This is a genomic window from Pseudomonas granadensis (genome assembly GCF_900105485.1).
GTDB lineage: Bacteria > Pseudomonadota > Gammaproteobacteria > Pseudomonadales > Pseudomonadaceae > Aquipseudomonas > Aquipseudomonas granadensis.
Genome location: NZ_LT629778.1, coordinates 379,564 through 392,379 on the forward strand (window position 1 = coordinate 379,564; position 12,816 = coordinate 392,379).

At 61.0% G+C, this 12,816-nt stretch carries 8 protein-coding genes; 1 reads left to right on the forward strand and 7 read right to left on the reverse strand.

All coding sequences use genetic code 11. The annotated features are described in order from the left end of the window. Positions 1-144: 144 nt before the first annotated feature. Entirely contained in the window at positions 145-1,389 is a 1,245-nt protein-coding gene (locus BLU52_RS01575; RefSeq protein WP_090281042.1) for a DUF3426 domain-containing protein, read from the reverse strand. A 30-nt stretch (positions 1,390-1,419) separates the two neighbouring features. Next, positions 1,420-2,298: a 50S ribosomal protein L11 methyltransferase gene (prmA, locus tag BLU52_RS01580; protein ID WP_090281045.1), complete on the reverse strand. Its 879-nt coding sequence runs from the start codon at positions 2,296-2,298 to the stop codon at positions 1,420-1,422. A gap of 192 nt (positions 2,299-2,490) precedes the next feature. Between prmA and BLU52_RS01585 the strand changes: the two genes are divergently transcribed. After that, the gene (locus tag BLU52_RS01585) at positions 2,491-6,447 is read left to right on the forward strand and encodes a type III effector 1 (protein WP_090281048.1); all 3,957 of its coding nucleotides are present in this window, start codon (positions 2,491-2,493) and stop codon (positions 6,445-6,447) included. Positions 6,448-6,510: 63 nt separating this feature from the next. On the opposite strand, the gene accC is transcribed toward BLU52_RS01585, so the two are convergent. From accC to gcbA, 5 genes are all read right to left on the reverse strand, one after another. Beyond that, a complete protein-coding gene (gene accC, locus BLU52_RS01590) occupies positions 6,511-7,866 on the reverse strand; it encodes an acetyl-CoA carboxylase biotin carboxylase subunit (RefSeq protein WP_090281050.1) in 1,356 nt (451 codons plus the stop codon). Between the two features lie 17 nt (positions 7,867-7,883). After that, a complete protein-coding gene (accB, locus tag BLU52_RS01595; protein ID WP_090281054.1) occupies positions 7,884-8,342 on the reverse strand; it encodes an acetyl-CoA carboxylase biotin carboxyl carrier protein in 459 nt (152 codons plus the stop codon). Between the two features lie 48 nt (positions 8,343-8,390). Continuing rightward, positions 8,391-8,843 carry a type II 3-dehydroquinate dehydratase gene (gene aroQ, locus BLU52_RS01600; protein WP_090281057.1) on the reverse strand — a complete coding sequence of 151 codons (453 nt, stop codon included), beginning with the start codon at positions 8,841-8,843 and terminating at the stop codon, positions 8,391-8,393. 243 nt (positions 8,844-9,086) lie between these two features. Then, a complete protein-coding gene (locus BLU52_RS01605) occupies positions 9,087-11,033 on the reverse strand; it encodes a methyl-accepting chemotaxis protein (protein ID WP_090281060.1) in 1,947 nt (648 codons plus the stop codon). Between the two features lie 51 nt (positions 11,034-11,084). After that, positions 11,085-12,755 carry a diguanylate cyclase GcbA gene (gene gcbA, locus BLU52_RS01610; protein ID WP_090281063.1) on the reverse strand — a complete coding sequence of 557 codons (1,671 nt, stop codon included), beginning with the start codon at positions 12,753-12,755 and terminating at the stop codon, positions 11,085-11,087. Positions 12,756-12,816 lie beyond the last annotated feature (61 nt).

Sequence of the window (12,816 nt, forward strand, 5' to 3'; positions counted from 1 at the left end):
AAAGGGTGGGCATGATACCCGCTCTCGATGACTGGTTAAAGGCTGAATTGAACAAAATCTGAACAGTAATTTTGTTATCGCCGCTGGTTTGGTCGTGCACGGCGAAGTCAGAAAACCGCCGTCAATCCACAAACCACGCGGGCTTCACTCGGGTGAGTGGAAACTCAGGCTGTAATTCACCGCTTTCGGGCCTGGATCGAGAATGTCCAGTGCAATGTGGATCGGCGTCTGCGGCGGCATCTCCGGCAGGCCTTCAAGATCGCCCTTGAGGTATTCGCCGGGTTTGAAGCGACGACTGGCGATCAGATGACCATTGAGATCGGCAAAGCGCAGTTCCAGCAGCGGGAACGGCTGGGAAAACGTCGCCCGGTTGTAGATGATCGCATCGACCACCAGTGCACCGTTGAATTCCGGATGGCTGCGCACCACCAGATTGCTGCTCTTGATTCTGGCGATGTCGACCTTGGACGGCACCGTGCAGCCGATCTGCGGGCAGATTTGCTGGAACCATGGGCGGTATTGGTCCTGCCGGGCCAGTTCGTCGAAATGATAGGCGATGTACTGCGCCGCCAGACAACCCGCCGCGATCAGCACCAGCAGCAGCCAGAGCAGGCGTCGGCCCCAGGGCGAGCGGCGTTTTTGCCAGTCGAGTTGCAGCGGATCGTCGGTCAGGTCTTGCAGGACTTCGGCACGTACGCCGGGTTCGGCACGTTCGCGCTTTTTGCGCAGCGGCGCGATCGACGGCAAATCGTCATCATCGCTGTCGTCGCTGGCCGACAGCCGTTCACGGCGGGCATTCGGGTCGATCGGGTCGTGCAGGCGCAACTGCGGAATGCGCGGCTCGTCATCTAGGTCCACCGGTTCCAGCGACAGCGAGGGCTCGGTGCGTTCGGGTTCGAGGGTCTCGATGGCTTCGATGTCCGGCTCGCCATCCGGCTTCGATGTGCGCTCATCGGCCGGTTCGCTGAACAGGCTGCCTGGCCATGCCGCGTCATCCGGTTCGGGGCTGTCGCGGCGTGCACTCAGGGCGTCCTCGCGAGTGCGCCCCGGTTCGGTGACCGGCTGGATTTCGCGCTGCTCAAGACGGGCCAGTTCCTGATCCAGGTCGAGGCTGTCGAGATCCAGTTCCGAAGCGTTCCACTGCTTTTGGCTGATCGCGCGTGGCGCTGGCGTTTCACCGACAACAGGTGATGGTGCTTCAGCCTGCGCCGGCGCGATGGGCGTCAGTGCATCCTTGCCGGCGTGTTGTTCGAGCAACTGTTTGGCGGCGTTGAACACTTGCAGGCAGGAGCCGCAGCGAACCACCCCGCGGGCCACGCTCAATTGAGCATGGCTGACGCGGAAACTGGTTTGGCAATGCGGGCACTGAGTGACGAAGCTGTCGGTCATGCGGCGATCCGGTTTATGCAGGCGCTCATATTAGCGCCGACGGCCAGTGATGCGCACCCAGCCGTCGCGATTGGCAATCGGGTCGAGATCGAAGTCCTGTGCATAAGCGGCGGCGACTTCGTCACCTTGTTCGGCGAGGATGCCCGACAGCGCCAGACGCCCGCCGGGCTTGACCAGGCAAGACAGTTGCGGTGCCAGCGAAACCAGCGGGCCGGCGAGGATATTGGCGACCAGCACATCGGCTTTGACCTGCGGCAGATCTGGCGGCAGGTACAGCGGAAACAGCTCGTCGGCGATATTGTTGCGCCCGGCATTGTCGCGCGAAGCTTCCAGCGCCTGCACGTCGATGTCGGTGCCGACCGCTTGTTTCGCGCCCAGCAGCAGCGCCGCGATCGCCAGAATCCCCGAGCCGCAACCGAAGTCGAGCACGTCGCAGTCTTTCAGATCCTGGCCGTCGAGCCATTCCAGGCACAACGCAGTGGTCGGGTGCGTGCCGGTGCCGAAGGCCAGGCCCGGGTCCAGCAGCAGGTTGACTGCGTCAGGTTCCGGCGCAGCGTGCCAGCTCGGCACGATCCACAGGCGCTGACCGAAACGCATCGGCTGGAAGCCGTCCATCCAACTGCGTTCCCAATCCTGATCTTCGATCACTTCACTGTGATGCTCGGGCAGCGGGCTGCCGGTCAGCAACTCCAGATGAGCCAGAACCGGTTCCGGTTCAGTACCACCCTCGAACAGCGCCAGCAAATGCGTGTGCGACCACAGCGGGGTGGTGTTGAGTTCCGGCTCGAAGATCGGCTGGTCTTCAGCGTCCATGAACGTCACCGACACAGCGCCCACCTCAAGGAACGCGTCCTCGTAGGTTTCGGCTTGTTCCGGGGTGATGGCGAGACGGACTTGCAGCCAGGGCATGGCGGTTACCTTTGAAATCTGTGGGGCAGCCCGAAGCTGCAAAAGCGCGCAGTTTACGCCAGGTCGCCAGCAAAGTGGACAAGCCGGTCTGCTGTTACACATTCGCGGACGCGATATACCGCTGTATCGCCTGAGCGCGCTGGTCGGCAAATACAGTGGAGGCTCATTTCTACGCAACAACGGGCCGGGAATATGGCAACTCAACAAGGGATTGTAGAAGAAACCGCAGCCACCGCTGCGTCTGCAGGGACGGTGCAGGAGGTTTTGCTGCGGATTACGCGTTGGCAGGTGTTGATCGACAAGCGCCTGAGCAGCCAGATGAGTTTGTTCGAGGCCATGGAAGATTTCGCATTGACCGAACTGCGCAGTCATCACCCTGACGGCAATATCGATCCGGGTTTTGTACAGGTCCTGCTTGATGCGATTGTGCAGAAAATGATCGATGGCAAGCCTTTGATGTACCTGGCAATCCGCGACGCTCCGTATCGCTGGCCGGGTGCTGCCGATCGCGGCTTGCCTGCCAGCCAACGCGAAGCGGTTATCCAGACGGTAGATAGCGTTGCCGAGCATTTCCTCGCTCAGTACAAAAATTACCTGCAAGAGCTTTGGCAAACCAAGGGGCAGGAGGCGGCGTTCGATCGCCTCGTCGTGCGCAAGCTGCAGCGGTTTATCGACGATATCGACGCGCTGTTCAACGCAGACCGGCTCGCGAACCTGACGCTGGATCGATTGCGCAGGCAAATCGAAAAGATTGAGGGCCGAAACGCTCGCCGGTATCGGTTGACCGCGCTGGCAACCGGTGCGGAAAAGAAAATTCTTCAAGCGCAGTCATACGCGAGTTTGCCGCACTGGCTGCGAGTGCTGAACGAACCGGACCGCGCCAGATTGCGCCAGTATCAGCAACAGACGTCACTGGCCCAGGCCGCGCTTGATGACCTGCTGGAAGGCTATGGATCGCTGCGCGCCTTCGCCCGTCAACAAGCGATCGATTACCTTCTGCTCAAACTCGACATCGAAATAGAACCGGACCGCATCGAGGTGCGCTTGAAATGGCGCTCGGCGGTCGGCGAGCCAACGCAGAACCGCAGCCTGAGCGAATTGCTCGCGGCGGGGCCGATCGGTAAGGATTTCGTTGCGGTGCTGGACGTTACCAGTGGTCCTTCGCAACGCAATCAGCCTCTGACGCCGACATTCGTTGCCGACATGCTGGCAGAGCTGGACTGTCCGGCGGATTACCTGCAAGTTCTGGCCCGGCAGTACGAGCGCGAAGGCGTGCAGAAAGCCTCGTTCGACTGGCTTGTCGCGCGGCTCCAACAAAGCGCGTTCGTTGCACGTTGCGCTGGGCATCTGACCGTGGCCGACCATGACCGCCTCGGTCAGGCGTGGGCTACAGATGTCACAGAGAAAACTCTGCGATTCGCTGCGCTGACGCTGCCCAACGGCATGCAGTGTGCTGACCTGCTGGTGTGTTATCGCGAAGAGACTGCGCAACAGGTCGAGGATCTTTTGCTGTACGCGCCGAACAAGCCAGATGGCCAGGAATGGGTGCGCTTGCGTTCGCTGTCGGCGTTGACCGGAGAGGTCTGGAGCTGGACGCAGAGCGAATCCGGGCGCGAATACCTGTTGCAGCAACTTTCACCCACTGCGCATCGCAAGGCGCGGGATTACCTGTTAGCCGTGTCGGCGAGCCCGGCTCTCTGGGGAATGACCAGTGACATTCGTCGCGCACCCGTTACGTTCGCCGAAGGCGTTGAAGCCGCGGTAAAAATGGGTCTGGCAAAAAATCTGCAGCGCGTCGAGGAGGACAACGCGCTGCGCTGGTACACGACGCTGGGTCTTGAGGCCCGCCGGCGCATCAGCAGCCTGAACCAGGAACTGGTGGTGCATCAGCAGACCTTCAATGAATTGCTGGGCGGTTTCGAAGTTTTCGTCGACTTCGCCAGGCGCACGGTTGCCGCAGCGATTGCGCCGTATATGCGCAGCAAGAGTGTGCTTGAGCCGGTCGACCCGGGCACCGTGTTGATCGACTACAGCCCCGGCGTTGCCGACCGCAGGAAGCAGCCATCAGCCAGTCTGCTCGATCTGGCGATCTACGGCTACGATGACAACGCTGGCATCGAACATCCAAAAAAAGGCGTGCGCTCGTCAGTCGGCCAGGATTTGAGTCAGGTCCGCAGCGCCGAGCTGGTGCGGTACATGCGCGGGGCCTGGCTGGGTGACAAGTACGCGAAAGAGATTCGTGGCCAATACCTGGACGCTCGCGATGAAGCCTACGAGTTGCGTCGGTTCGGCTACCGCAATGTGCTGTTGTCGAAAATGGATCGTGACCTGCGCATTGCCAGAAGTCAGGCACGCTTGAGCGATGCGGTGTATTCGGCGCTGGTCCGTCAGGTCTCGCTGCTCAGCCAACCGTCAACGTCGGGAGCGCATGTGCCGGGTGCCGACATTGCTGCGAGCGACGGCGTGTTCAAGTTCACCGTGCGCCATAACGTCGTGCTGGGGGTATACGTTTTTATCTGTTGCCAGCCCGAACCGTCCCGGTGGCTATACACGCCGGATGCTTCCGACGGTCTGACGGTGCGCCCGTATCTGTCACTGGAGGGCGAAGTCGCCGGTACATTGCATGACTACCTGATGGCGCGCTGCCCCGTCGCTGCGCGCAATACCGTGTCACGCTCATTGCGCGCGATAGCGGCAAAGAAACAGCGCGTCGATACGCTGTACGAAGCGCAGCGAGTGATTGACGCGCGCAATGAGTTCAACGCTTACATCGAGCGTACGGTCACGGACGTGGAGGACATCACCACCAGCCGTGCGGAAATGATCGAAAGACAAGTGGTCAAGGGACTGATGTTCGGCGCGGCGCCGTTTTGTATGGTGTTTCCGCCGTTTGCCTTGCTGCTGGATGTTGTATTCATCGCGGTCAGCGCCGGCCAGGCAGTCGCGGCGCACCTGGAGGGCGATGTTGATGGCGCGCTCGTTCATTGGCTGGAGGCATCATGGGGCGCGCTGTTTGCCATGGTGGGTGCCGGCAGCGCGGTCAAGTTCCTCGCAGGCACGGTCAGTAATCTGAAGCGTACGACGAGGCCGGTCTCATTGTTGGCCGAACGCCTCGAGACGCTGACGCCGATTCGCAAGGAAACACTGCCGGCAGTCCGGGAGGTGCGTTTTCGCGCCGGGCAGGCCGTCGGCAAGGCGCCCGAACAGTTGCAGCGGGTCACTGAAGAAACGGTGTTTTTCGGTACCTGGCGCAGTCCGCCAAGCGCCGGGCAGCCTCAACCGAGCTATTACATCCACAACAAAGGCAGGTATTTTCAGGTCCGGGAAAATCCGCATTTCGGTGGGCTCAGCTTGATTGATGCCCGTCGCCCCGCGGCCATTTATCAGCGGCCTATACGTTTGACAGCCAACGGCAAGTGGACCCATGACCGTGTCGGGCTGCGCGGCGGCAATGATCAGGTGCGCAATCTTGGCCATGTGAATAATCTGCGCAACGCATTTCCCGGGCGTGTCGAGCCGGTGCTCAACCGGGGCGCAATGCAGGGTGAGGCTGTGGTCGCGAAGTTCGTTGCCGGGTCGAAGGATAATTATCTGTTTTCGCTGAACGCGCAGACCTGTGTCATCGCCTCGATGTACAACCCGCTGACGAAGGTTGGCGCGGTCGTCCATTTCGATCACAACATTCGCTCGCTGATCGAACGCACCGTTCGGGACGTGATGAAACGATTGGGAGGCTCGACCAAGGATGTTCGCGCTACGCTGGTCGGCGGCGACTGGTTGACTGGCACGGATATCGGCGGATCGGTCAGGCGCGTATTGCGGCAGCAAGGGCTGCGACCGACCTGGGATTACTGGTCCTATTCCTCTTGTCTTGGCAACAATTACGCCGTGTCGTTGAATCTGCACAACGGTGTATCGACCGTGTTCAAGACATCCGCCAGTCAGGTCGAGCGGTTGTATACGCCGGTTTTGCAGCGGGCGCGGTATGCCAATGACGCAGTCTCGACGCGCGCGACGAGCTTTATGCAGCGGGTGCGCAGCAGGCCGTTGTATGAGGATGGCTCGGGCAACGTCGTCGACAAGGTCGGCCGTCGGGCCACCGCCGCGATGATCGACGAGCAGGCTTTTTCGATGGTGTTGATGAACTGATGTGTTTGTTGCAGACATAAAAAACCCGATCGCAAGGATCGGGTTTTTCACGCCGGTGCAGTCTTACGACTGTTTGGCCAGCTTGTGCTCGAGGTAGTGAATGTTCACACCGCCTTTGCAGAAGCCTTCGTCGCGGACCAGATCACGGTGCAGCGGGATGTTGGTCTTGATCCCGTCGACCACGATTTCGTCCAGGGCATTGCGCATGCGGGCCATGGCTTCGTCGCGGGTCGCGCCGTAAGTGATCAGCTTGCCGATCAGCGAGTCGTAGTTCGGCGGAACGGCATAACCGCTGTACAGGTGCGAATCGACGCGTACGCCATTGCCGCCCGGGGCGTGGAAATGCTTGACCGTACCCGGGCTCGGCATGAAGGTTTTCGGGTCTTCGGCGTTGATCCGGCACTCCAGCGAGTGACCGCGAATCACCACGTCATCCTGAGTGAACGACAGCTTGTTGCCAGCGGCGATGCTGAGCATCTCCTTGACGATGTCGAGACCGGTGACCATCTCCGAAACCGGGTGCTCCACCTGAACACGGGTGTTCATTTCGATGAAGTAGAAGCGACCGTTTTCGTAGAGGAACTCGAAAGTGCCGGCGCCGCGGTAACCGATGTCGATGCACGCCTTGACGCAACGAGCCAGGACTTCCTGACGCGCTTTCTCGTCGATGCCCGGTGCCGGCGCTTCTTCGAGAACCTTCTGGTGACGACGCTGCAGCGAGCAGTCGCGGTCGCCCAGATGGATGGCGTGGCCTTGGCCGTCGGACAGCACTTGCACTTCGACGTGGCGCGGGTTGGTGAGGAATTTTTCCAGATAGACCATCGGGTTGCCGAACGCCGCGCCTGCTTCGGTGCGGGTCAGTTTGGCGAAGGCGATCAGGTCTTCTTCCTTGTGCACCACACGCATGCCGCGACCACCACCGCCGCCAGCGGCCTTGATGATCACCGGGTAGCCGACTTCACGACCGATGCGCAACGCTGTTTCTTCGTCTTCCGGCAGTGGGCCGTCGGAACCAGGAACCGTTGGCACACCAGCTTCGATCATCGCGTGCTTGGCCGAGACCTTGTCACCCATCAGGCGAATGGTTTCGGCTTTCGGGCCGATGAAGGCGAAGCCGGAGTTCTCGACCTGCTCGGCAAAATCGGCGTTTTCCGCGAGGAAACCGTAGCCTGGGTGGATGGCGGTAGCGCCAGTCACTTCAGCGGCGGCGATGATGGCCGGGATGTGCAGGTAAGACTGAGAGGCAGACGCCGGGCCGATGCAGACGGATTCGTCTGCCAGACCCAGGTGCATCAGCTCTTTGTCGGCCTTGGAGTAAACGGCGACGGTCTTGATGCCCATCTCTTTGCAGGCACGCAGAATCCGCAGGGCGATCTCACCGCGGTTCGCGATCAGAACTTTTTCCAACTTCGCAGTCATCAAAGGCTCTCCGCAGTTCAAACGATGGTGAACAGCGGTTGGTCGTACTCAACCGGCTGGCCGTCTTCGACGAGGATGGACTCGATCACACCGCTGGTTTCAGCTTCGATGTGGTTCATCATCTTCATGGCTTCGACGATGCACAGGGTGTCGCCTTTCTTCACGGTCTGGCCGACTTCAACGAAGGCTGGCGACGCTGGCGAAGATTTGCGATAGAACGTGCCGACCATCGGCGAACGGGCAACGGTGCCGTTCAGCGCCGGGGCAGCAGCGGCAACCGGGGCGGCAGCAGCGACTGGAGCGGAGGCAGGTGCAGCGGCCGGAGCCTGCATCGGGGCCGGCGCGTAGTATTGCTGAGCCGGGGTCTTGCTGTGACGGCTGATGCGTACGGACTCTTCGCCTTCCTTGATCTCGAGCTCGTCGATGCCGGACTCTTCCAGCAATTCGATCAGTTTCTTAACTTTACGGATATCCATGAATCATCAACTCCCAAGGGTCGGTCAGGGGCGTTTAACGCTTGTTGTTCAAGTCGTTGCCTGTGTTTCAAGCTGTTCTAGCGCGGCCTCCAGGGCCAGTCGGTAACCGCTGGCGCCAAGGCCGCAGATCACTCCCACCGCTACATCGGAGAAGTAGGAGTGATGGCGGAAAGGTTCGCGTTTGTGCACGTTGGACAAATGCACTTCGATGAATGGGATGCTCACTCCCAGCAGCGCGTCACGTAATGCGACACTTGTGTGCGTAAAAGCCGCCGGATTGATCAGAATGAAATCGACACCTTCGCCGCGGGCGGCGTGGATGCGCTCGATCAATTCGTACTCGGCGTTGCTTTGCAGATACAGCAGATGATGGCCGGCTTCTCGGGCGCGGCGCTCCAGATCCTGGTTGATCTGCGCCAGCGTCGTCGAACCGTAAGTGCCGGGTTCGCGGGTGCCGAGCAGGTTCAGGTTGGGGCCGTGCAGCACCAGTAGGGTCGCCATCTGCGGAGTCCTTGTCATGAATGAGCAATCGTCAGAACCCGGCGACTATGCCGCAAAGCCTTTGTGACTGTCCAGTTCCATGCAATAGCCAGCACGATGGCCGATGTTTGCGCGAAGTATGTGACTAATGTCTCGAATCCGGTCATTCAGTGGCGGCTGGGCTGACGCCATCGCGAGCAGGCTCACTCCTACAGGGGGGACGCGATCCAAGGTAGGAGTGAGCCTGCTCGCGATAGCGATTTGTCAGACGCGAAAGGCCTGAACGGCGGTATGCAGTTGCCCGCCCAATACCAGCAAGTTCTCGCCTTGTTCGCGACCACGACCGATGCGCAGCAGATTTTCCCCACCCAGCTGATGAATTCGCTCGCTGTGATCGCGGATTTCGCTGACTGCGCCGCTCTGCTGCGCGGTGACGTCGGCAATGCGAATCGCAGTGTCGGAAATGGTCTGGATTGCCCCGACAATCTTGTCCAGTGCACCGTCCGCCGCTTGCGCCTGATTGGCGGTGGCCTCGGCGTGTTCGACCTGCGCACGCATGCCTTCGACCGATTGCCGGGCGGCGGTTTGCAGGCCGGCAATCAGCGTCTGGATCTCCGCCGTGGCGCCAGCCGTGCGTTGCGCCAGCGAGCGTACTTCTTCGGCGACCACCGCGAAACCGCGACCCATTTCCCCGGCGCGCGCCGCTTCAATCGCCGCGTTCAGGGCGAGGAGGTTGGTCTGGTCGGCAATCGAGCGAATCACCGTCAGCACGCCGCCGATGGTGGCCGACTCTTCGGCCAGGTGCTCGATCATCTGCGCGTTGCCTTGCACTTCACCGACCAGCGCATGCAGCCCGGTGAGGCTCTGGCCGATCACCGTCTGACCATGCTCAACGGCAAGGCCCGCGTGGCGGCTGGCGTCCGCTGCCTGCTGCGCATCGCCGGCGACCTGTTGAATGGTCGCCTCCAGTTCGCCCAGCGAATCGCGGATCAACGCGGTGTCGCCAGCCTGATGCTCAGCGCCGCTGTGCAGGTCGTTGCTCAATTCGGCCAAAGTGCGGCTGCTTCCGGCGACTTGCTCGGCATTGCCGCGAATGGTCCCGACCAGATCTACCAGATAGGCACGCAAGCGATTGAGCGAGGCTTCGATGTCATGCAGTTCGCGGTTGGTCTTGCCCAAGCGGATGTCACTGCTGAAATCGCCCTCGGCCCAGGTCGACAGCGCCGGGGCGAGATTGGTCAGGGTGCGCGCCAGGCGACGCTGCAAGGTGTCGATCAGCAGCGCGATAAGCAGAATCAGGCCGATCATCACGCCTTGCATCAAGCGAACTTCGCCCTGGATCTGCCCGTGCTGGGCGCGCACCGCCGGTTCCAGAGCCGCGATGGCTTGTTGCACCGCAGCGATTTTCTGATGGGTCGCGACACTCAAATCAGTGCGTTTCTGAATTTGCTCACGGGTGCGCTCAAGCTCCGCCGGATAACGACCGAGCAGGCTGTTGAGTTCCCGTTTGAGGCCGACACCAGCGTCTTCGGCGACGGTTTTTTCGCTGTTCTCGATGCCCATCATCGCGGCGAAGTCGTCGCTGCCGGAGGCGCTCTGGCTGACCACGCCGAGCAGGGGCAGGGCGTCGATGGCTTGCGCCTGGGCGCGGATGTTGCTGACTTCGCGCTCGACATCCGCAGCCAGTTCGCTGCGTCCGCTGCTGACCAGTTTGTCGCGTGCCAGCGAAAGCTTGCCCAAATGCTGTGACGCCACCAGCAGCGGCGTCAGGTAGCTCGCGTTGCCGTTGGCGTACGTGCTCAGCTGTTCGAGGCTGGCGCTCAATTCGCGCTCGGCTTGTAGCAGCAAGGCCTGCGGATCACCGGCCAGTTTGCCGGCGGCGAGCAGGTCAGTCTTGCTGAACTCGGCCAGCCCGGACAGGCTCGGGCGCAGCGACTCGGCCAGCGTCGGTGGTAGATCAGCCAGTTGCGTTTGCAAGTCGTCGATGGCCTGGCTGGCGCTGCTCAACCGCAAGGCGTCGCCGCTGGCGAGGTAATCCTCGACGTTGCGTGCGACTTCGTTCTGAAATTGCTGGGACAGGCCCAGATATCGCTCCATCAGCAGATAAGGACGTTCGAGGGCTTTTTGCGACCACCACAGCGTGGCGCCGAGTGCCAGGCACACAGCGACCAGCAGCAGCGTATTGAGATTGGTGAGCAACTTCAGGCGCATGACGGCTACCAACGGCAGAAATGGTAAGCGCCTGAATTTATTGCGGTTCTGTTACAGGGTTATGACCGAATCAGTGGATTCCAATGAAAAAGTGGCACTTTGCTTTGAGTGTCGCGCCGTCTGCACCCGATTGCGTCCCGCACCTTTGGCGCGGTACAGCGCTTCATCGGCCTGGCTGGCCATCATCAGGCTGTCGCAGTCGTCGTGCATTTCCACCACACCGGCGCTGAAGGTGCACCACAAGTCCTGCGGCTGCGCCGGATAGTGAATTTCGGCGAAGCGCTGGCGGATCTCATCGAGCACATTGTGTGCGGCTTCGATGTCGGTGTCGGGCATGACGATGGCGAACTCTTCACCGCCGTAACGGCCGATGAAATCGGTCTTGCGCAGGCGCTGCTTGAGAAACAGCGCCAGGCTCTTGATCACCCGGTCGCCCATCGGGTGGCCGTGGCTGTCGTTGACCCGTTTGAAGTGGTCGATGTCGAGCATGGCAAAACTCAGCGGCTTGTTCTCGCGGCGGGCGCGGAACGAGCAGTCCTCAAGCAATTGCAGGATGTGCGTGTGGTTGTACAGGCCAGTAAGGCTGTCGCGCACCATCCGCGCTTTCAGATTGCGCGCGCGGGCGGCACGGTTGCGCACCGTCGTAATCAGGTGGCGTGGCTTGATCGGCTTGGTCAGAAAGTCATCGCCGCCTTCGCTCATGGCGTCGAGCTGCTTGTCCAGATCGTCCTCGGCCGACAGATAAATGATCGGCACACTGACATAACGGTCGTTGTGGCGAATCACCTTGGCCAGTTCGGTGCCGGTGCAGGCCGGCATGTACATGTCGAGGATGATCAGGTCGGGCTGGAAGTCCGCCAGTTCGGCCATCGCCTGGATCGGCTCGATCAAGGTGCGCGTGACGATCCCGGCGCTGTTGAGCAGGCGCTCGGTGTGCAAGGCCTGGGCGCGCGAGTCATCGATGATCAGTACTTTGTAGGGTTCGTACTGCGCAACGCAGGTGAGCACTTCGATTTTTTCCAGCAGGCTCGACGCTTCGAGGGTGCCGGTGAGAAATTCCTGGCCGCCGGCGCGCACGGCGGCGAGGCGGGTCGGGGTGTCGGTTTCGTGCAGGCTGAAAAACAGCAGCGGCAACGGCTCGTCGAGACCGACCTGGGCTTCAGCGGCCAGTTTCAGGCCGACGCCGGGCCCGCTGAAGTCCACGTCCATGACAATCGCCGCCGGCAGGCGCTCGACCATCGATGAGCGAAACGCCGAAACGCTGTCCAGCGCCTGCGCGCTCAAACCGAAAAACTCCAGTTGTTTGGCCAGCCGTTCAGCGCGGTCATAATCCTGCAGCAGCACATAGATCGGCTTGCGCAGCGGCGGCAGAAAGGTTTGCTCGAGCTGATCGCCATGCCGCAGGCCGGTGCGCGACAAACGCTGCATCAACCGGTTGAGGTCGGTAATCAGCCCGCTGCTGAGGCGCCCGCGATTGGCGTCCACCGCTTCCAGCGACTGGCTGATATGCCGCGCCAGTTGCGTGTGCTCAGGTTGTTCGAAGCGCTCGGCAAAACGCAGCAGGCGCAGGTTGGCCTCGCTCAGTTCGGCGAGGTCGACGGTTGACCATTCGCTGCGCTGCAGGCGCTGCCATATCTCGAGAATCTGACGCGCCTGATGAATTACCCGCTGGGCAAAGTGGTGCTTGAGACGCTCACGGCTGGGGTCTTCTGGCTCGGTCATATCCTGACTACTAGTTAGGCTGCATGCTGAGATCGACTGGTGGCTCTATGCTAGCACCTCT